We start from the raw sequence: 20,233 nt of genomic DNA on the forward strand, positions 1-20,233 counted from the left end.
GCCTGAAGACAGGCATTGATTCCGGTGCCGACTATAACGGCTCAGGCATTTCAATTCACGATGCACTGGCCGGGTGGTGGCAAATTTGTGACCGCAGTGGGGCTTGTAGCAGCCGGCTCAGCCCTTCTTGATACTTTGAGCCGACAGCCGCTGCAGCAATCCGTGGACCACCTCGATACGCTGCTGGGCATCGTCGCTGTCCTCAACAAATCTGAGGATATTGGCCCCTTCCAGCTTGAAACGGTTCGGGCCGGACTGCACCAGTTTAACGATGGTCAGCGGGTCCACCGGGGTCCGCTCGCCAAACTCCACCTTGCCGCCGCCGGCGTGAGCATCCAGGCGAATGATGCCGAGACGCTCAGCCTGCTGGCGCAGTTCGGTGACCGCAAACAGGTTTTTCACCGGCTCGGGCAACAGGCCGAAACGGTCGATCATTTCCACCTGAAGTTCTTTCAGCCCGTCGCGGGTCTTGCAGCCGGCGATGCGTTTGTAGAGCGTGAGTCGACTGAATACATCGGGCAGGTAATCTTCGGGAATCAGAGCCGGGATGCGCAGATTGAGTTCCGGTCCACCGCTGAGCGGTTTTTCCACATCCGGTTGCTCGCCGCGCTTGAGCGCTTCCACTGCTTGCTCCAGCATTTCCATGTAGAGGCTAAAGCCAATGGTTTCGATATTGCCGTGCTGTTCTTCGCCGAGCAGTTCACCAGCGCCACGGATCTCCAGATCCTGGCTGGCGAGCATGAAACCGGCACCCAGATCGGTGGCCTGTTCGATGGCCTCCAGACGCTTGAGGGCGTCCTTGGTCATCACCTTGGGGCTGGGGGTGATCAGGTAGGCATAGGCCTGGTGGTGGCTGCGGCCGACCCGGCCACGCAGCTGATGCAGCTGGGCCAGGCCCAGCTTGTCGGCCCGGTCGATAATGATGGTGTTGGCACTGGGCACGTCGATGCCGGTTTCCACAATGGTGGTACACACCAGCACATTGAAGCGACGGTGGTAGAAGTCGCTCATCACCGCTTCCAGTTCGCGCTCGCGCATTTGCCCATGGGCAATGCCAACGCGGGCATCCGGCACCAGCTTGCGGATGTCTTCCGCCGTCTTCTCCATGGTGTCGATGTCGTTGTGCAGGTAGTACACCTGCCCACCGCGTAACAGCTCCCGGAGCAGGGCTTCCTTGATGGCGGTGTCATTGTGCTGTTGCACAAAGGTTTTCACCGACAGGCGTTTTTGTGGCGGCGTGGCAATGATGGAAATATCCCGCATGCCGCTCATGGCCATGTTCAGGGTGCGCGGAATGGGGGTGGCGGTGAGGGTGAGGATGTCGCATTCGGCGCGCATCTGCTTGAGGCGCTCTTTGTGGCGCACCCCAAAGCGGTGCTCTTCATCCACAATGATCAGCCCGAGATTGTCGAACGCCACGGTTTCCTGCAGCAACTGGTGGGTGCCCACCAGAATATCGACTTTGCCTTCCTTCAGCCGTTGCAGTACCTGGGTTTTTTCCTTGGCACTGCGGAAACGGGACAGCACCTCGATATTCACCGGCCAGTCGGCAAAGCGGTCAGTAAAGGATTCGTAGTGTTGCTGGGCGAGCAGGGTGGTGGGCACCAGCACCGCCACCTGAGTCTGGTTTTCCACCGCGACAAAGGCGGCGCGCATGGCCACTTCGGTCTTGCCGAAGCCCACGTCGCCACACACCAGCCTGTCCATGGGATTGCTGGATTGCATGTCGGCGATCACCGAGGCGATCGCGGCTTGCTGATCCGGCGTTTCCTCGAACGGGAAGCCGGCGCTGAAGCGATCGTAGTCGTTCATGTCCACATCGAACTGCTTGCCTTCGCGCGCTTCACGGCGGGCGTAGGTGTTGAGCAGTTCGGCGGCCACGTCGTGGATCTTCTCGGCGGCTTTCTGGCGCGCCTTGCTCCACTGTTCGGTACCGAGTCTATTCAGCGGTGCTGTGTCGCCACCGCCGTACCGGCTGATCAGGTGCAGGGATGACACCGGCACATAGAGCTTGTCGCCGCCCTGGTATTCCAGCAACAGGAACTCGTGTTGCTGGCGGTCCACTTCCATGTGGGTCAGGCCCAGGTAGCGACCGACCCCGTGCTCAAGGTGTACCACCGGGGAGCCCACTGTGAGTTCACCCAGAGAGCGGAAGGCTTGCTCGGCGGCGCCGTCATCGCTGCTGGATTTGCGGCGTCGGCGTTGCAGTACCCGCTCGCCATAGAGGTCGTTCTCGGTGACCACCAGCAGCTGGTGGTCCGGTGCATAAAAGCCGGCATCCAGCTCACCGCGGGTCAGGCTCCAGCGGGCGGGCTCGGCAATGAAGTCTGGCCAGTTGTCTTTCATCACTGGCTGGATGCGGATTTTCTGCATCAGCTCCAGCAGGGCTTCGCGGCGGCCGGCGGTTTCTGCACAGATCAGGATATGGGTGTCTGGATGGGCGTCAGAGAAGGTGTGCAGCAGGGCCAGGGGGTTGCTGGCGCGCACGTCGGCGGTCAGTGCCGGCATGGGTGCCACATCAAAGGCGATGGCATTGCTGTCGGCAGGCGCTGCGCTACTGGCCTGGCGGGCCCGTGGGTGACGCTTGAGGGCTGCGCCCAGCTCTTCCTGGCGAAGATACAGCTGCCAGGGGGCCATGATCGGGCGGTGAATGTCATGGCGGCGCGATTCATAGCGTTGTTCTACGTCGTCCCAGAAATGTTCAATGGCCGGTTGGCAATCGGCCATTTCGACCAGCTTTACGTCATCGGGCAGGTAATCGAACAGCGTGGCCATGTGTTCGAAGAACAAGGGCAAGTAATACTCCAGCCCAGGGGCGGCCAACCCGTCGGTGACATCCTGGTAAAGGGGCACGTGGCGGGTGTCCACATCGAAGGTGTCACGGAAATTGCTGCGGAAACGGGCAATGCCTTCGGCGCTGAGCGGGAATTCCGCTGCGGGTAACAGGGTGATGTCCTCGACCTTGCCGGTGGAGCGCTGGCTTTCGGCATCGAACAGGCGCAGCGATTCAATTTCGTCATCAAACAGCTCGATGCGAAATGGCTGCTCGGCGCCCATGGGGTAGATATCCATGATGGCACCGCGCACGGCAAATTCGCCGTGCTCGTAGACGTTGTCGCGCTGACGGTAGCCACACGCCACCAGCCGTTCGCGGGTGGCCTCCACATCAAATACGTCGCCGACCTTGAGCAGGAAACTGTTGCCAGTGATGTGAAGCGGCGGCGCCAGACGCTGCATCAGGGTATTGACCGGGACCACCAGGATGCCCTTGTGGGTGGTAGGCAGCTGGTGCAACACCCGGATCCGGTCGCTGACGATGTCCTGGTGGGGGCTGAAGTGGTCGTAGGGCAGGGTTTCCCAGTCCGGGAACAGCATCACCGGCGTGTTGCTGCCGGTCAGGTAAAAGCTGAGGGAGTCCGTCAGCTGCTGGGCGCGACTACTGTTGGGGGCCAGCACCACAAACAGGTGATCCTGGCTGCGCGCCAGTTCGGCCAGCACCGCGGCCATGCTGCCGGCAGTGAGTCCGGCCCAGTCTTTATAGTGCTCTCGCCCGCTGGGAAAGAGGTTGCTGTCGGGGAGTAGCTTCATTCAGACCCGGTTCCTGCACAATCGGTGGCCGCGTATTGTAGCCAAGGGTGACGGTGACGTCAGCGCCGTCTACACTGCTGGCATTGTTTGGGGGACACAAGATGGTGACATTGGAACAATGGAAAAACTGTGAAGGGCAGGTTTTTACGCTTGAAGATGGCAGCACTCTGACGCTGGCGGAGGTGTCGGTGCCCTCAATGGCTGAGGGATGGGAGTGCTTTTCGCTGTTGTTTGCAGGAAATCAACAGCGGGAGCAGGGCACCGTTGCCATGCGTCATGACGCTGCCGGGGAGCTGACAGTCTTTCTGGTGCCGCTCGGGCCTTTAGGAAGCAATGATGGCACCTGCTATTTTGAGGCGGTGTTTAACCGTCAGGTTGCCAATTCATGAGCAGATAGACGCCGTTGTCAGACTGTTCTGTGAATCCCAGCCGTTGATACAGGCGTCGTGCCGGATTGTTTTTCTCGACATGAATAGAAAGCGGTTTGCCGGCTTGTCTGGCCCGTCCCTGCAGGCTTGCCAGAATCCCTGAGCCCAGGCCTGTTCCCCTAAAGACCGGTAGCAAGGCGATATCCACGATACGAATTTCCCGCTCCCAATCCGATACATACAATCGCCCGGCGGTGTGCCCATTGACCTCGATCAGATGTCGCTCTGCCTCGGGGTAATGTCGCAGGTAGTGCTCATGTTGTGCCTGGGCCTGCATTGTCAGAAAGGCCTTCTGCTGCGCCTGTGGCCAGCCGGTCTGCGCGACTTCTTCCTGGCGTGTGCTGGTGTAGATCTCCAGCAGCACGGGGGTGTCTGTGTCGGTGACGGGGCGCAGCAGATATTCCGGCATCAGGAGCGGCTGGGGTAGATGCCAAACATGGCGACGATGAAATTCACAAACAATCTCGGCGTTGCATTGTGAGTATTGGCGGGAAGGGCGCTCCAACTATTGGTGCCGGGGTCCAGGTTCCGGTCAAGGCTCACCCCGGCGGTGACAGCTTCCTCTCCACTGCTGGACTGACCCACTTTGGCGCCGAGTCGTAACTGCGCAAGCCCGGGTCCGGTGCCGGCATGCGCCGGGCTTCTCCCGCGACAATCAGGAAGCCCAAAGGTGGTTCGGCCGTCACCGCCGTATAGGGTACCAAACAGTGAGAACAAGGCATCATTCTGGGACACCGCCAGCAGTTGGCCATCGCAGAACGCCCAGCCCCGGGGAGCAAAGTTGCCGGCGAACATGCGGATTTCTCCAATAAATGGTTCTGACATAATCGCTCCTAGTTACGGCTGGGGAACAGCCCCTGTAATGCAATGGCAAAGTTCAATCCGATTTTTGGGGTGACCGGCGTTTGGGTGGCAACATTTTCCTGCTGCAGCGTGCTGCCAAGATTGCGGTCCAGCGACAGGGTGTCCAGGGTGTTGTCGGTGCTGGTGGTTTGGGCATCCTGTACGCCGCCTTTCTGGCCGAGCTGCACCTCGGTTCCGGGGTGCATGGGCATCCGGCCACGCAGGTCCGGAAGCGCAAAGGAGGTTTGGCCATCGCCGCCATAGGTCGTGCCAAGCAGGGAATAAAGTGACTGATTCTGGTTGATCGGAAGTATCTGACCGTCGCACAAGGCCCAGCCCCGCGGGGCAAATGTGAAGCCCACAATGCGGATTTCGGCAAGGAAAGGTTCGCTCATGATATCGGCTCCTATGACCTGGAGGGGTATAGCCCGGCCAGGGCAATAATGAAATTCAGGCCAAGAAACGGTTGGCGTGTTTCTCCGACTTTGCCGCTGACGGTGCGGGAGGTCTCGGTGTGTCCAAGATTGCGGGCCGGGGTAACGGCAGAGACCACATCAATGGTTGTGTCGCCGTCTGTGTCGCCGAGTCTGGCGGGGGGGAGTCCAGGGCCCCTGCCTGGGTGAGCTGGGACGTGATCACGCATGTCTGGCAGAGCGGTGGTGCTTCTGCCATCGCCTCCGTAATTGGTGCTGATAAGAGAGAAAAGTGCGGTGTTCTGACTGATCGGCAGCAGTTGCCCATTGCAGAATGCCCAGCCCCGGGGGGCAAAATTTCCGGCGAAAATCCGGATTTCGGCGAGAAAGGGTTCGCTCATGGTTGCCTCATACGCTGATCAGCAGGTTACTGCCCGGTTGCCAGCTCATATACGCCAGCTGTTGGGGGCCGGTTTGCGGTAGCGCCAGAATGGGTTGGGTATGGTCCGCCCAGCACAGTTGGTTCTGGCTGCGGTCCATTACCAGCAAGTGATTGTTGATGGCTGTCAGGCTGCCCGGCATGGCAAGCATGGAGCCTTCACTGCCGAGAGACTCCCCGGCGAGAGTAAAGTGGTGGAGTCGTTGATCGCCTAGTGTCAGCAGGGACAGTCGATCCTGTGTGCGGGCCAGTGATGCCGGGCCATTCAATGGCCGGTCACTTTCCAGCCATGCCCTGCGCTCGCTATGGGTATCCAGGGCGAGTAACCGGTGGCCGTGCACATCTGCAATGACTGCCTGTCCCGCATAGAGGATGAAGTCGGCAGGTTCCAGCAAATCGGGCAGATTGAGCTCGCGCGCGAGTACCCCGTTGGCCTGAAACCAGCGGAGTTGGCGATGTCCTCGGTCGAGCACAACAAGCTGGGTGCCGTCTTTGGCAGCGGCGACGATGCGTGTTTGCGGTGGTGATCCGGCTGTGATCGAAACAGCATCACCCTGACCTTGGTGCCAGTATGCCTGGCGCCCGTACTGGCTGATACGCAGTTGCTGCTGGCCTTCCAGGGCAATGGCGCGCTCACCTGCCACCAATTCAACCCGGGTGGCAGTGGTGCCCGCGACCAGTGGGGTACTAAGCAGCATGCCTGCTGCGCTTCCCGCCGCGATGAATTGCCGTCGGGTCATCGCCATCAGTTGGTCACCGCGCAGGTCACGGTCAGCGTTGCGGGGGTGCTGGCCGCTCCGGTCTGCCAGACTTCGCAACTCCCCGACCAGGTGTTGGCAGCGCTTGGGTAACTGCTGATCACATAACTGTTGGCGCTGCATTGGACGCCGCCAGCAAGTACCACACCAGAGGGGCACTGGCAGCTGGTGGCAGCACTACAGGTCGTTTGTGACACATTGCTGGTGCTAAAGGTGCCCGCAGGGCCGGTCATGCCGGTGGGGCCTTGTGCCCCGGTTGCTCCTGCTGGGCCAGCGGGCCCTTGAGGACCTTGAGGGCCAGCGGCACCAGCAGGGCCGTCCGCGCCGGCAATACCCTGCGTACCTTGAGGTCCCTGCGGCCCTTGGGGGCCGGGTGGTCCCATCATGCCGGCGGGGCCTGCCGGTCCAGCTGGCCCCTGAGGTCCAGCAGGACCTTGTGGCCCTGCCTCGCCGCGTGGGCCTGTGGCACCATCAGCACCGGCCAGGCCTTGAGGACCAACTGGCCCCTGGGGACCATCGGCGCCAGGGTCGCCTTTCTCGCCGGCCGGGCCCGCTTCACCGGCCGGGCCTTCAGGGCCGATCAGGCCACTGTCTGAGCCGACCCATTCACCAAATTCATTGATGACCAGACTGCCATCGATGCTAACCGAGCGTGGAGTGATGTCGCCGTTGACCTGTTCAGCTTCGCGGGCTTGCAGGGCAAACGGAACGCTGGCGGCGGCAACCGCCATCCGTGGGGTCATTTCGTTATCACCGTCGATGGCAAGCCCCAGTTCAACCTCATTGCTGTCAAGGAGATCAGCGGGGAGCGGGTTGCTGTCGCTGCCCAGTGTCACGCTGTAGCGTCCCTGATCAATGGCAACGGTAAAAGTTTCTGTCCAGAGAACGGCGCCGAGACCTTGGGGGTCGGTTGCTGTCCCGCCTGCGTCCTGGTAGTCCGTTGTCCGCCCGGAAAGATCATAGAGGGTGGCAACCACGTCCACGGTGGCATGCAGCGGACGTTGGGTATTCTGGTCGATCAGATATCCCTGGATAATCAGACTGGAGGGTGTTTCTGCATAAGCGGTGGAGTAAACGAAAAGAATGGACAGCAGTAAGGCCGCCGTCCCCTGGCGTAGTCGTGAAACCATGTATTCCCCCAAGTCGACAACGCGACCTTTTGTATTTAATTGCCCCGATACTATGCGCTGGTTCACATATGGACAAGTGCGTCCTTGATTGATCTTGCTTTACGGCTCTGCTGGTACAGCGCAGATTCTGACTCTCCCCCCCTGGCAGATTGGCCTGTCGCCAGGTTAAGTGTCCGGGCGCGCTGATGAACCCCATTTTCTTGAATAGTAGGGTACTATGCGGCCAACGTGATTTTGCTGAGGATTGGGTATGAACAATGCTGTCCGGGAGCTGATGGATCTGTTTGATCTGGAGCAACTCGAGAACAACCTCTTTCGTGGCCAGAGCCAGGCCAATGGCCAACGTAGTGTGTTTGGCGGGCTGGTGGCCGGGCAGGCTCTGTTGGCGGCGTCACGAACCGTGCAGGAAGACCGCCCGGTGCATTCCCTGCATGCCTATTTCCTGCGGCCGGGGGATTTTAATGCGCCCATCGTCTACGACGTGGACCGGATTCGTGATGGCAAGAGTTTCACCACCCGGCGGGTGAATGCCATCCAGCATGGCCGACCGATCTTTTCGCTGGCGTCCTCGTATCAAGTAGTGGAGGAGGGGGCATCCCATCAGGCTGAGATGCCTGAGGTGCCAGGCCCGGACGGGCTGGAGAGTGACGAGGCGATTCGGATCAAGTTGGTGGAGCGCCTCCCGGAGCAGTATCGAAAGGACTTTCTTACCGAGCGACCAGTAGAATTTCGCCCGGTCACGCCGACAGACCCCATTTCCCCCGACCCCAAAGCGCCGATCAGGGAGGTCTGGTTCCGTGTCGTGGACAAGGTGGACGCCAATCCCATGACGCACCGGGCGTTGTTGGCCTATTGCTCGGATTTTGGTCTGATGGGCACAGCGATGCTGCCCCATGGCATGAATTTCTGGCAGCCCAATGTGCAGTGCGCAAGCATTGACCACGCCATGTGGTTCCACAATGACTTCAAAATCGATGAGTGGCTGCTGTATCGCAGTGACAGCCCCTTCGCCGGTGGTTCCCGCGGGATGAACTTTGGTTCCATCTACCGTCAGGATGGCACCCTGGTGGCGTCGGTGGCTCAGGAAGGGTTGATTCGATTGCACCGGTCTGACAGTCCGGCGGAATGAACCGGCTGCTGCCATTACTGGAAGAGGTGCGCGCTTGCCGCCTGTGCGAGCCGCACTTGCCGCTGGGCCCGCGGCCGGTGGTGCAGGCAGGAGAGAGCGCCCGGTTATTGATTGTTGGCCAGGCGCCCGGTACCCGGGTACACGAGAGCGGGATTCCCTGGAATGATCCCTCCGGGGACCGGTTGCGGGATTGGTTGCAACTGGATAAAGCCGCCTTTTATGACGAGCGTCGCATCGCGATCATCCCTATGGGGTTTTGTTATCCCGGTCGGGGAAAGGGGGGCGATCTGCCGCCGCGTCCAGAATGTGCGCCGCAGTGGCACGAACTTTTGGTGGCGGAATTACCCGAGATCAGGCTCACCCTGTTGGTGGGGCAGTACGCCCAGCGTTATTACCTGCCGGAGCGCGGCAAGTCGCTGACGGATAACGTACGGGAATACCGCCGGGCGCTAGCGCAGGGTTACTTCCCACTACCACACCCCAGCCCCCGTAATCGTCTGTGGTTGCGCCAGCGCCCCTGGTTCGAAGACGAAGTGGTGCCCGCATTGCAGGCCAAAGTGGCCCAGGCTCTGATGTAATGTTCATGCTGTCCCCGGCCTTTGAGCCCGGGTTTGCCATGCCGTCACAGCGGCCGCGCTTATACAGTCAGCCGCTTTGCTGTACCCGGGTGGATAAACCCCGCATTTGGCAGTATCATTCGCGCCCCAAACTCCACCGCTGGCTGACCGCTGAAACCGGGCATCTAGAGCCATTCCACGGTTTCCGTCACCTGAACCCAAACTGAGAGGGGCATCTCCGTGAGCAAACTGGAAGACCACTTCGGACGCTGGAAGAATCGCGAGGAAATCGCAGAAGCCATGATTCCCATGATTGGCCGCCTGCAGCGCGAAAAGAACGTCACCACCACCGTTTACAGCCGTTCCCTGGTCAACAAGTCTGTTATCCAGATCCTGAAGGCACACCGTTTCGTCAAGCAGATTGAAGATTCCGAGCTGTCTGTTGTCGACACTTTTCCGGTGCTTCAGGAAGTTGCCAAGCTCGTTCTGGGCCCCTGCCGCATTGATATCGGCAAGTTGGCGGTAGAGTACAAAAAAGATAATCGCGGCCTGTCTATTGAAGAGTATGTGCGCGCAGAGCTGGCCGATGCGACCAGCAACAAGGGCGGCATGCCTGAGCCCACCGATGTGGTGCTCTACGGTTTTGGCCGTATCGGCCGTATTCTGGCCCGTCTGCTGATCGAAAAGGTGGGCTCCGGTAACGGTCTGCGCCTGAAAGCCATTGTGGTGCGTGAATCTGGCAAGGGTGACTTGCAAAAGCGTGCCAGCCTGCTGCGTCGTGATTCCGTGCATGGCCCCTTCGCCGGTACCATCGCCGTCGATGAAGAAGAAAATGCCATCATCGCCAACGGCAACTTCATCAAGGTGATCTACTCCAACGATCCCAACACCATCGATTACACCCAGTACGGCATCAACAATGCTGTGGTGATCGACAACACGGGTAAGTGGCGTGATGTGGAAGGTCTGTCCCAGCACCTGAACCGTCCGGGCGTGTCCCGTGTGATGCTGACGGCGCCAGGTAAAGGTGATATGAAAAACATTGTTCACGGCGTGAACAACAACATCATCGAAGACAGCGACAAGATCATCTCTGCGGCCAGCTGTACCACCAACGCCATCGTGCCGCCGCTCAAGGCAATCGAAGACAAGTTCGGTATCGAGTTTGGCCACGTTGAGACGGTGCATTCCTACACCAACGACCAGAATCTGCTCGATAACTTCCATAAGGGCCCCCGTCGTGGCCGCGCGGCGCCGTTGAACATGGTGCTCACCGAGACCGGTGCGGCGACCGCTGCTGCCAAGGCGCTGCCTTCCTTGAAGGGCAAGCTGACCGGTAATTCCATTCGTGTTCCTACTCCGAATGTCTCCATGGCAATCCTGAATCTGACCCTGGAGAAGGAAACCAGCCTGGAAGAGCTGAACGAATACCTGCGCTGGGTCAGCCTGCATTCTCCGCTGCAGCGTCAGGTGGACTTTGTGAGCAGCCCGGATGCGGTCTCTACCGATTTCGTTGGTTCTCGTCACGCTTCCGTCATCGATGCAGAGGCTACTATTGTCAACGGGCGTCATTGCGTGCTGTACGTATGGTACGACAATGAATTCGGTTACAGCTGTCAGGTGCTGCGCATCCTGCAGCAAATCTCCGGGGTGGAATTCCCGGCGTATCCGAAAGACTGAGCATGTCGGTTTGAAAGAGGGCCCGCTCAGTGCGGGCTTTTTTTCGAGTGGAGGCGCTGGCTGAAGTGGTGCGTCAGCACTGCACTGGATTGGTGCGATGCGACAAAAGTCGGCCTTCAAGCCTCTGGCGAATGGAGTGGCGCCTCTTTATAATATGCGCCGCCGGCTCCGGCCGGCTCCCAAGTGCAAATTCCGGATTTTGCGTGAATCCCCGGTAATTCCCTGAGTTCAGGGCATTTTCGGAGGGTTTGCCTCGACTTCAGCAACACGCAACGTGGGCGAGTAACTATGATTAAAATCAGGAAGGGCCTGGATCTGCCCATCACTGGTGCACCGCGCCAGTCGATTGAGGAAGGTCATCAGGTTCGTTCTGTTGCCGTGCTCGGCGGTGACTACGTGGGCATGAAACCCACCATGGAAGTGCGCGAAGGCGATATGGTCAAAAAAGGCCAGATCCTCTTCACGGACAAGAAGACCGACGGTGTGAAGTACACCGCTCCTGCCGCTGGCAAGGTGATCGCCATCAATCGCGGTCACAAACGCATTCTGCAATCCGTCGTGATTGAAGTGGCTGAACAGGAAGAGGACGTTTCCTTTACCGCCTACAGTGCCGACCAGCTTTCCAGTCTGGATCGTGCCGCGGTTCAGCAGCAGCTGGTGGACTCCGGTGAATGGACTTTGCTGCGTACTCGCCCCTTTGGCAAGGTGCCAGCGCTGGATTCTACCCCCAACTCCATTTTCGTTTCCGTTCTCGATACCAATCCTCTGGCGCAAGAGCCGGCGGTGGTCATCAAGGAAAACGAACAGGCGTTCCGTGATGGCCTGTCTGTACTGAGCCGTCTCACCGATGGCCCGGTGTGGGTTTGCCGCGGTCCCAAAACTGATCTGCCCAGTTTCGCTGGCGGCCAGGTGCGCGAAGAGACCTTCGCCGGTAAGCACCCGGCTGGCAATGTGGGTACCCAGATCCATTTCCTGGATCCGGTCGGCATGAACAAGACCGTCTGGTCTCTCGCCTACCAGGACGTGATCGCCATCGGCAAGCTGTTCACCGAAGGCAAGATCTATAGCGATCGCGTGGTTGCTCTGGCCGGCCCGCAGGCCAAGACGCCGCGTCTGCTGCGTACCCGAGTGGGTGCCAATGTGGAAGATTTCACCCAGGGTGAACTGAAAGACGGTGATAATCGCCTGATTTCCGGCTCTGTGTTCAGTGGACACAACGCTCGTGGCCCGCTGGCCTGGCTGAGTCGCTCCACCAATCAGCTGACGGCGCTGAAAGAAGGCCACGAACGTGAGCTGCTGGGTTATATCTCCCCCGGCACCAACCGTTTCTCGGTGATGAATATCTACCTGTCCAAGCTGATGCCGGGCAAGCGCTTCAACTTTACCACCACCACCAACGGTTCCGAGCGTGCCATGGTGCCAGTGGGAGCGTATGAAGAAGTGATGCCGCTGGATGTGCTGCCGACCCAGTTGTTGCGTGCCCTGATTGTCGGTGATGCCGACAGCGCGGTCGCACTGGGTGCTCTGGAGCTGCTGGAAGAAGACCTGGCCCTGTGCACCTTCGTGTGCCCGGGTAAATACGAGTACGGTCCGATCCTGCGCGACAACCTCACCACTATTGAAGCGGAGGGCTGAGCATGGGCCTGAGAAACTATCTGGACAAGAAAGTCGCTCCGCATTTCCATGAGGGCGGCAAGTACGAGAAGTTTTACACCTTCTACGAAATGTTCGACACCATGCTGTACAGCCCGGATTCCGTAACCCGGACTGCAGCTCACGTGCGTGATGGTCTCGACCTCAAACGCATCATGATGACGGTGTGGTTCTGCACCTTCCCGGCGATTCTGTTCGGGCTGTGGAATACCGGCTATCAAGCCAACCTGCAGATTGCCGAATTCGGTGCCGATCCGCTGGGGGGCTGGCGCAGTGACCTGGTGGCTGCCCTGACGGGTTTTGACCCTGCCAGCATCTGGGCCAATGTGCTGCATGGTGCGGTTTACTATGTGCCTATCCTGATTACCGTGTACCTGGGCGGATTTATCTGGGAAGGCCTGTTCGCGTGGAAGCGCGGCCATGAGGTTAACGAAGGCTTCTTCGTTACCGGTATCCTGTTCACCCTGATTCTGCCGCCGTCCATTCCGTTGTGGCAGGTATTCCTGGGGATTTCCTTCGGTGTCGTGATTGGTAAGGAAGTGTTCGGTGGGACCGGCAAAAACTTCCTCAACCCGGCGCTGGTTGGCCGTGCCTTCCTGTACTTCGCTTACCCGGCGCAGATGTCCGGGGATACGGTCTGGACCGCGGTGGACAACTTCTCTGGTGCCACCTCCTTGTCCCTGGCTGCCTCTGGCCACCTGGACTACGCGGCTTCCCTGACGGGCAACGCCCTCACGGAAGGCGCCGCTGCGGCGACCGCCAGCCTGAGCTGGATGAACACCTTCCTGGGTAACATCCAGGGCAGTATCGGTGAAACGTCTACCCTGGCCATCCTGATTGGTGGTGCAGCCCTGCTGATGACCAAGATTGCCTCCTGGCGCATTGTGTTGGGTGTGTTCCTGGGCATGGTGGGTATGTCTGCCCTGTTCAATGTCATCGGTTCTGACTCCAACGCCATGTTCTCCATGCCGTGGTACTGGCATCTGAGCGTGGGTGGTTTCGCCTTCGGCATGATCTTCATGGCCACTGATCCGGTGTCTGCGTCCATGACCAACACGGGCAAATACATCTTCGGTGCCCTGATTGGTGTGATGACCGTCCTGATCCGGGTAATCAACCCGGCCTTCCCGGAAGGCATCATGCTGGCAATTCTGTTCGGTAACCTGTGTGCGCCGCTGATTGACTACTTTGTCACTCAGGCAAACATTCGCCGTCGTCTGCGTCGTACCGGGGGAGAAGCGTAATGGCTGGAAAAAACGAAAGCGTCAGCAAAACTCTGCTGGTTGCCTTCCTGGTGTGTGTGGTTTGCGGTGTGGTGGTTGCCACTGCTGCGGTAAGCCTGCGCCCGGTGCAGAACGAAAACAAACTGATCGACAAGCGGATGAACATCCTGCAGGCCGCAGGCATGTATGACCCGTCTCAGGATGTGAACGAGCAGTTCGCCACCATTGAGCGCAAGTTTGTTGATATCGACAGCGGTGACTATGTCGACATGCCGGAATCCTATGACCAGCGTAAAGCGGCCAAGGATCCGAAGCAGTCTGTACGCTTGAGCGGTGACGAAGATATCGCGGGTATCAAGAGTCAGGCCAAAGTGGCTGAGGTATATCTGGCCCGGGGCGATAACGGTGAACTGAGCCGTATCATCCTGCCGGTTCACGGTTACGGTCTGTGGTCGACCCTGTATGGTTTCCTGGCGCTGGAGCCGGACGCCAACACGGTTGCCGGGCTTGGGTTCTACGAGCACGGTGAGACCCCGGGGCTGGGTGGTGAAGTCGACAACCCCAAGTGGAAAGCCCTCTGGGAAGGCAAGAAACTCTATGACGGCCAGGGTGATGTGGAAATCCAGGTCATCAAGGGTACCGTGGAAGCAAACACCCCGGATGCTGAGTACAAGGTAGACGGCCTGGCCGGCGCAACCCTGACCAGCAAGGGTGTGAGCAACCTGCTTCAATTCTGGGTCGGACAAAACGGTTTTGGCCCATACCTGAAGCGCATGCAGCAAGGTGGCGGTGATGTGGCTGAGTCCACTGATGCCGTTGAATCCAGCGAGCAGCCGGAAGGAGACGCGTAATGGCGGAGAAAACCAAGGACATCCTGTTAGGTCCGATTTTCGACAACAACCCCATCGCGCTGCAGATCCTGGGTATCTGTTCCGCGCTGGCGGTTACCAGCAACCTGAGCACCACGGTCACCATGTGTATTGCGCTGACCGCGGTAACGGCATTTTCGAACTTCTTTGTGAGCTCGATCCGTAACTCGATTCCTTCCAGCATCCGGATCATCGTGCAGATGACCATTATTGCCTCGCTGGTAATCGTGGTGGACCAGTTCCTGAAAGCCTACGCCTACAGTATTTCCAAGCAGCTGTCGGTATTCGTGGGGCTGATCATCACCAACTGTATCGTGATGGGGCGTGCAGAAGCGTTCGCCATGAAGAACCCGCCGATTCCGTCCTTCCTGGATGGTGTGGGCAACGGTCTTGGCTATTCCGTGATCCTGCTGGGCCTGGGTTTCACCCGGGAACTGCTGGGCGCCGGCAGCCTGTTCGGTCACCAGATTCTGCCCAAGGTTTCCGAGGGTGGCTGGTACCTGACCAATGGCATGATGCTGTTGCCACCGAGTGCCTTCTTCCTGATCGGTCTGTTTATCTGGGCGATCCGCGCGTGGAAGCCGGCCCAGGTTGAGCAGGACGACTTCAAGATGAAGCCCAACACCCGTGTCAGCGACGCGTTTTAACGGAGACGAGGAATGTTTGAACATTATCTGAGCCTGTTCGTCCGCGCCGTCTTTGTTGAAAACATGGCGCTGGCCTTCTTCCTGGGTATGTGTACGTTTATCGCCGTATCCAAGAAAATTTCGACCGCAATTGGTCTGGGTGTGGCGGTAGTGGTGGTACTGACCATTACTGTGCCGGTTAACAATCTGCTGCTGACGTACCTGCTGAATGAAGGTGCGTTGTCCTGGACTGGTATTCCTGAGCTGGCAAGCCTGGATCTGCGTTTCCTCGGCCTGTTGAGCTACATCGGCGTGATCGCTGCTCTGGTACAGATCCTGGAAATGGCGCTGGACAAGTACGTACCCAGTCTCTACAACGCGCTGGGTATCTTCCTGCCGCTGATCACTGTGAACTGCGCCATCATGGGTGCGTCCCTGTTCATGGTTGAGCGTGACTACAACTTCGGTGAATCCGTCGTCTACGGTCTGGGTGCCGGTACGGGGTGGGCACTGGCGATCACCTTGCTGGCCGGGATCCGTGAAAAGCTCAAGTACAGTGATGTGCCTGATGGTCTGAAAGGTCTGGGTATTACCTTTATTACCGTGGGTCTGATGTCACTGGGCTTCATGTCATTTTCCGGCGTGCAGCTGTAAGGGAGGGGTTGAATCATGAGTGTTGAGATTATTCTCGGTGTCGTCATGTTCACCGCCATCGTGCTGGCGCTGGTGGCGGTGATTCTTGCTGCCCGCTCGCGTTTGGTGGCTACCGGTGATGTACATATCGATATCAATGGCGATGCAGAAAAAGGCATCGATGCTCCGGCTGGCGGCAAGCTGCTGGGCACCCTGGCAAACCAGGGAATCTTCCTGTCTTCTGCCTGTGGCGGCGGCGGTACCTGTGCGCAGTGCAAGTGTCAGGTGATCGACGGCGGGGGTGACATTTTGCCCACCGAAGAAGGCCACTTCACCAAGGGTGAAATTCGCGATGGCTGGCGTCTGAGCTGCCAGGTCAACGTGAAGCAAGACATGAAGATTCAGGTGCCGGAAGAATTCTTCGGTGTGAAAAAGTGGGAATGCGAAGTTATCTCCAATAACAACGTGGCCACTTTCATCAAGGAGCTGACCCTGAAGCTGCCGGAAGGCGAGAACGTGGATTTCCGGGCTGGTGGTTATGTACAGCTGGAAGCGCCGCCGTTCGATATCAATTTCTCTGATTTTGATATCGCAGAGGAATACCGGGGTGATTGGGAGCGTTTCAACTTCTTCGATCTGAACTGCAAGAACAACGAAGAAGTGATCCGTGCTTACTCCATGGCGAACTACCCGGAAGAGAAGGGCATTCTCAAGTTCAACATCCGGATTGCCACCCCGCCTCCGGGGTCCAAGGATATTTCGCCGGGTATCATGAGCTCCTTCGTGTTCAACCTGAAGCCGGGTGACAAGATCACTGTGTTCGGGCCCTTCGGTGAATTCTTCGCCAAGGACACCGACGCCGAGATGGTCTTTATCGGTGGTGGTGCGGGCATGGCGCCCATGCGCAGCCATATCTTCGACCAGCTCAAGCGTCTGAACTCCAAGCGCAAGATGAGTTTCTGGTACGGTGCCCGTAGTGTTCGCGAGTGCTTCTACAACGAAGAATATGACCAGCTGGCAGAAGAGAACGACAACTTCGACTGGCACCTGGCATTGTCTGACCCGCAACCGGAAGACAACTGGGAAGGCCTGACCGGGTTCATCCACAACGTACTGTACGAGCAGTACCTGAAGGATCACCCGGCACCGGAAGACTGCGAGTTCTACATGTGCGGTCCGCCGATGATGAACGCGTCGGTCATCAAGATGCTTGAAGACCTGGGCGTTGAGCCGGAAAACATCCTGCTGGATGATTTCGGCGGCTGATCAGGAACGCCGGCCTTCGGGCCGGCGTTTTTATTTTTGAGTTGAAAGTTCAAAGTTGAAAGTTAAAAAGCGCGTCCGGGCTCAGCTTTATTCTGAACCGCTGTCGCCGCACCCATGCCTCAAGTGCGGACTCGAGTCTGGGATTGCTGCCAGACCGTCACCGCGCCTTTGAACTTTCAACGGCTCCCCAAGACCTGACACCGGTACCAAACCATGACCCGCATCTTTCCCCTGCTGGTGCTTTCCCTGACCCTGCTGCTGGCTGCCTGTGATGACAGCAAGAATCGTGTATCTGCACTCAGTGGTCCCACCATGGGCACGACCTGGAGTGTGAAATACACCGGGAGTCCCGATGAAAGCGTAGAAGCGCTGAAAGAAGATATCGAGGCCGCGCTGGAGCAGGTCAATGCCGAGATGAGCACCTACCGGCAGGATTCGGTGTTGAGCCGTTTTAACCAGGCTGAACCGGGCACCCTCATGGACTTGCCTGACGATACGGTAAAGGTGATCACGGCGGCGTTTTCGTTGTCCGAGATGACCGGTGGAGCGTATGACGTAACGGTGGGCCCGTTGGTGAATGTGTGGGGCTTTGGCCCTGATCCGGATCGCTTTTCCCCTCCGGATGCGCTTGAAATCGATGCGGCGAGAGCCAGGGTAGGGTGGCAGGCCCTGCTGCTTAGCGGCAATCAACTGCTACAGCCAGGCAACGTCTACGTGGATTTGTCTTCCATTGCCAAAGGGTTTGCAGTGGACAAGATTGCGGGCCTGCTCTCAACCCACGGGGTAAACAACTATCTGGTGGAGGTTGGGGGCGAGCTGCGGGCTCAGGGGCACAAGCCGTATAACCAACCCTGGCGCGTGGCGGTGGAGCGGCCAATTCCCGGTGTCCGCGAAGTGGAGACCGTGGTGGCGCTGAAAGACCTGGCCGTAGCCACCAGCGGTGATTACCGGAATTTTTTCGAGTCTGATGGTAAACTGTACTCACACACCATTGATCCGCGCACCGGTTACCCGGTTGAGCATGCTCTGGCGTCAGTGTCCGTTCTGCATCCCAGCGCCATGATGGCGGATGGTCTGGCTACTGCCATGACCGTGCTGGGCCCAAAAGAGGGTCTGGCCTTTGCCAAGGCACATGAACTGGCGGTGTTCTTTATTGTCAGAACAGATAAGGGTGTCGAAGAAGTGATGACCCCCGCTTTCAAAGCGATTCAAGAGGAGCGATAACATGTTGATGACCATTCTGGCGGCTGTTGTTTTCCTTGGCCTGCTGTTTGCGGGTATGGCTATTGGCGTGATCATGTCCAACAAGCCTTTGCAAGGCTCCTGTGGCGGGCTGGCCAATCTTGGCCTGAAAGAAGGCTGTGAAATTTGTGGCGGCGATCGCGGCAAGTGCGAAGAGAACACCCAGAAAGTGAACAGCGAAAAAGCCGCTGCGCTGGGCAAGGATGTCATGAAAATGTAGGTTGGTTTTTTGTTGGCGCGCCGCTGGCGGCGCGATAACAAACCGGCAAGAGTGAGATCGGCCACAGCGCACACAGCGATTACGTTCTTTCTTCCTTTTAGTGCCCCCTCTATCCCGTCATTGTTGAAACGGTTTTGATCGCGCCGCCAGCGACGTTCCTACGGAAAGTGGCGCGATCGAGCGGTTATTGCCGCCTTATTGAACGTCCAGTTGCTCAGCAGCCTGTTAAGAAAAGCTACTCTTCTTAGCCTCCCAGCACCACCGCAGTGCGCAGTTTGGCCTGACCGTATTTTCGCATTTGTTCGAATTTCTCCCGGGCGATGGGGACATGCTGGCAGTCCAGAGGCACCTGGTCTTCGCCCGGATCCGGGTCGTGAATGTAGAAACATTCCTCGTCGCTGCCACTGATCGCCACCCAGTGGGGGGCCTTGCGGCCATCCAGGCGCCAGGTGCTGATCAGCACCAGAACAACCTTGCCCTGGGCGATGGCACTGTCCAGATCATAGGCAGTGAAATCCTGATAATGGACCGGAATCTGCTGCGCCTTGCAGCTACGGGCAAAATGCTCGTGCAGGGTGGTGATCACCCGCTTTTTGTCCGTATCACGTACCGAATCCACAAATAAGGGACCCTGCTGATTGCACCAGACACTGGCGTTGAGGCCACGCTTGTGGGCGGCGATTGCCAGCCCCATGGGGTGGCAGCCACCGTGGCCCGCGGTCATGTAAATGGTGGTGGCTTCACGCCATAACAACAGTTCCTCGGTGGTGTCTGCAGGCTGGTTGCGCAGGGCTGCAAGCGCCATCAAAAGACAAGCCGGGCCGCAGGTGAACGGGGTGCTTTGCTGCACCCAGGGCAAATGAATCTGCTCTGCGTTGGCTGGCTGGTAATGCAATCGCTTCTGGTATCGGAGGGCGTCTTGATGGTCCTCGTAATAATCCGGTGCCAGGCCAAACAGCCGGTAGCCACGTTTTTCATACAAGGCGATGGCTGCAGGGTTGTCCTTGCGCACTTCCAGTCGAAGGTAGAGTCGACGTTCCTGATGGGCATATTCTTCCGCAGCATCCATAAGCTGTTCCCCAAGGCGTTGGCCACGAAAGCCGGGATCCACGGCAATGGAATACAGACGCGCCAACCGGGTGCCGGGCTGGAGCAGAACCAGGGCATAGCCTCCCAATTCCCCTTCGCGCTCTACTACCATCAGTCCGGCATGCTGGCGCTTTAACCATTTTCGGAAACTGCGGCGGGAGAGCCGATCGGAGGAAAAACAGCGTTGCTCCAGACGGGTAAGGGCGTCCAGATCGCTGGGTAGGGCAGGGCGTAGAGAGAAGGAGTTCATGGTCCTCGGAAGAACGGTTGTATTCGCCTGGGGCTTGGGGAACCTCTGAATAACTCCTTGCGTGCTCAGCCTGGCCTGAAGGGTGCAGCTGTTGTGTTTTGTCGCAACGGGCAGGGTGGTTCCCTTTCCTGGCGGCAAAGCGCAGCAGATGCGCCCCTCTTTACCTTTTGACCCATAGAGGGGGCGAACCAGCCTGA

20 protein-coding genes are annotated in these 20,233 nt (G+C 58.5%); 12 read left to right on the forward strand and 8 right to left on the reverse strand.

Annotated elements, in window-relative coordinates:
* Positions 1 to 117 precede the first annotated feature (117 nt).
* Entirely contained in the window at positions 118 to 3,588 is a 3,471-nt protein-coding gene (mfd, locus tag Q672_RS30625; protein ID WP_022986348.1) for a transcription-repair coupling factor, read from the reverse strand.
* Between the two features lie 101 nt (positions 3,589 to 3,689).
* On the opposite strand from mfd, the gene Q672_RS30630 reads away from it, so the two are divergent.
* Positions 3,690 to 3,977: a DUF6916 family protein gene (locus Q672_RS30630; protein ID WP_022986349.1), complete on the forward strand. Its 288-nt coding sequence runs from the start codon at positions 3,690 to 3,692 to the stop codon at positions 3,975 to 3,977.
* On the opposite strand, the gene Q672_RS30635 is transcribed toward Q672_RS30630, so the two are convergent.
* Genes Q672_RS30635 through Q672_RS33855 form a run of 6 tightly spaced genes read right to left on the reverse strand, consistent with a single transcriptional unit; the run spans position 3,952 to position 7,599 of the window.
* Positions 3,952 to 4,425, reverse strand: a complete 474-nt coding sequence (locus Q672_RS30635; RefSeq protein WP_022986350.1) for a GNAT family N-acetyltransferase — start codon at positions 4,423 to 4,425, stop codon at positions 3,952 to 3,954. The genes Q672_RS30630 and Q672_RS30635 overlap by 26 nt on opposite strands.
* Positions 4,425 to 4,841, reverse strand: coding sequence for a phage tail protein (locus Q672_RS30640; RefSeq protein ID WP_022986351.1), 417 nt, complete (start codon positions 4,839 to 4,841; stop codon positions 4,425 to 4,427). The genes Q672_RS30635 and Q672_RS30640 overlap by 1 nt, the downstream gene beginning before the upstream one ends.
* A gap of 8 nt (positions 4,842 to 4,849) precedes the next feature.
* Positions 4,850 to 5,254, reverse strand: coding sequence for a phage tail protein (locus Q672_RS30645; protein ID WP_022986352.1), 405 nt, complete (start codon positions 5,252 to 5,254; stop codon positions 4,850 to 4,852).
* Positions 5,255 to 5,265: 11 nt separating this feature from the next.
* Complete coding sequence (locus tag Q672_RS30650) at positions 5,266 to 5,673, reverse strand: phage tail protein (protein WP_022986353.1); 408 nt, start codon at positions 5,671 to 5,673, stop codon at positions 5,266 to 5,268.
* 7 nt (positions 5,674 to 5,680) lie between these two features.
* Positions 5,681 to 6,457 carry a hypothetical protein gene (locus tag Q672_RS34245; RefSeq protein ID WP_158586911.1) on the reverse strand — a complete coding sequence of 259 codons (777 nt, stop codon included), beginning with the start codon at positions 6,455 to 6,457 and terminating at the stop codon, positions 5,681 to 5,683.
* Positions 6,457 to 7,599, reverse strand: a complete 1,143-nt coding sequence (locus Q672_RS33855; protein ID WP_022986355.1) for a collagen-like protein — start codon at positions 7,597 to 7,599, stop codon at positions 6,457 to 6,459. The genes Q672_RS34245 and Q672_RS33855 overlap by 1 nt, the downstream gene beginning before the upstream one ends.
* A gap of 250 nt (positions 7,600 to 7,849) precedes the next feature.
* Here Q672_RS33855 and Q672_RS30665 point away from each other — a divergent pair, with 250 nt between their 5' ends.
* The 11 genes from Q672_RS30665 to nqrM all read left to right on the forward strand — a co-directional run bounded on the left by Q672_RS30665 (position 7,850) and on the right by nqrM (position 18,697).
* Positions 7,850 to 8,728: an acyl-CoA thioesterase gene (locus tag Q672_RS30665; protein ID WP_022986356.1), complete on the forward strand. Its 879-nt coding sequence runs from the start codon at positions 7,850 to 7,852 to the stop codon at positions 8,726 to 8,728.
* A complete protein-coding gene (locus tag Q672_RS30670) occupies positions 8,725 to 9,306 on the forward strand; it encodes a uracil-DNA glycosylase family protein (protein ID WP_022986357.1) in 582 nt (193 codons plus the stop codon). Before Q672_RS30665 ends, Q672_RS30670 begins: the two co-directional genes overlap by 4 nt.
* A 219-nt stretch (positions 9,307 to 9,525) precedes the next feature.
* Positions 9,526 to 10,965 carry a glyceraldehyde-3-phosphate dehydrogenase gene (locus Q672_RS30680; RefSeq protein WP_022986359.1) on the forward strand — a complete coding sequence of 480 codons (1,440 nt, stop codon included), beginning with the start codon at positions 9,526 to 9,528 and terminating at the stop codon, positions 10,963 to 10,965.
* 288 nt (positions 10,966 to 11,253) lie between these two features.
* A complete protein-coding gene (locus Q672_RS30685) occupies positions 11,254 to 12,600 on the forward strand; it encodes a Na(+)-translocating NADH-quinone reductase subunit A (RefSeq protein ID WP_022986360.1) in 1,347 nt (448 codons plus the stop codon).
* 2 nt (positions 12,601 to 12,602) lie between these two features.
* The gene (locus Q672_RS30690) at positions 12,603 to 13,862 is read left to right on the forward strand and encodes an NADH:ubiquinone reductase (Na(+)-transporting) subunit B (RefSeq protein ID WP_022986361.1); all 1,260 of its coding nucleotides are present in this window, start codon (positions 12,603 to 12,605) and stop codon (positions 13,860 to 13,862) included.
* Positions 13,862 to 14,692 (forward strand): Na(+)-translocating NADH-quinone reductase subunit C, encoded by an 831-nt coding sequence (locus Q672_RS30695; RefSeq protein WP_022986362.1) that lies wholly within the window; start codon positions 13,862 to 13,864, stop codon positions 14,690 to 14,692. Before Q672_RS30690 ends, Q672_RS30695 begins: the two co-directional genes overlap by 1 nt.
* On the forward strand, positions 14,692 to 15,357 hold the full coding sequence (locus tag Q672_RS30700) for an NADH:ubiquinone reductase (Na(+)-transporting) subunit D (RefSeq protein ID WP_022986363.1): 666 nt from the start codon (positions 14,692 to 14,694) through the stop codon (positions 15,355 to 15,357). The genes Q672_RS30695 and Q672_RS30700 overlap by 1 nt, the downstream gene beginning before the upstream one ends.
* Positions 15,358 to 15,369: 12 nt before the next feature.
* Positions 15,370 to 15,990, forward strand: a complete 621-nt coding sequence (nqrE, locus tag Q672_RS30705) for an NADH:ubiquinone reductase (Na(+)-transporting) subunit E (RefSeq protein WP_022986364.1) — start codon at positions 15,370 to 15,372, stop codon at positions 15,988 to 15,990.
* A 15-nt stretch (positions 15,991 to 16,005) separates the two neighbouring features.
* Positions 16,006 to 17,235 carry an NADH:ubiquinone reductase (Na(+)-transporting) subunit F gene (nqrF, locus tag Q672_RS30710; protein ID WP_022986365.1) on the forward strand — a complete coding sequence of 410 codons (1,230 nt, stop codon included), beginning with the start codon at positions 16,006 to 16,008 and terminating at the stop codon, positions 17,233 to 17,235.
* A gap of 213 nt (positions 17,236 to 17,448) precedes the next feature.
* On the forward strand, positions 17,449 to 18,459 hold the full coding sequence (locus Q672_RS30715) for an FAD:protein FMN transferase (protein ID WP_022986366.1): 1,011 nt from the start codon (positions 17,449 to 17,451) through the stop codon (positions 18,457 to 18,459).
* 1 nt (position 18,460) lies between these two features.
* Positions 18,461 to 18,697, forward strand: a complete 237-nt coding sequence (gene nqrM, locus Q672_RS30720) for a (Na+)-NQR maturation NqrM (protein WP_022986367.1) — start codon at positions 18,461 to 18,463, stop codon at positions 18,695 to 18,697.
* A 244-nt stretch (positions 18,698 to 18,941) separates the two neighbouring features.
* Here nqrM and Q672_RS30725 read toward each other — a convergent pair whose 3' ends face one another.
* Complete coding sequence (locus tag Q672_RS30725; protein WP_022986368.1) at positions 18,942 to 20,036, reverse strand: GNAT family N-acetyltransferase/peptidase C39 family protein; 1,095 nt, start codon at positions 20,034 to 20,036, stop codon at positions 18,942 to 18,944.
* Positions 20,037 to 20,233: the final 197 nt, after the last annotated feature.

This window comes from Alcanivorax sp. P2S70 (assembly GCF_000475295.1).
In the GTDB taxonomy this organism is placed as follows: domain Bacteria; phylum Pseudomonadota; class Gammaproteobacteria; order Pseudomonadales; family Alcanivoracaceae; genus Alcanivorax; species Alcanivorax profundi.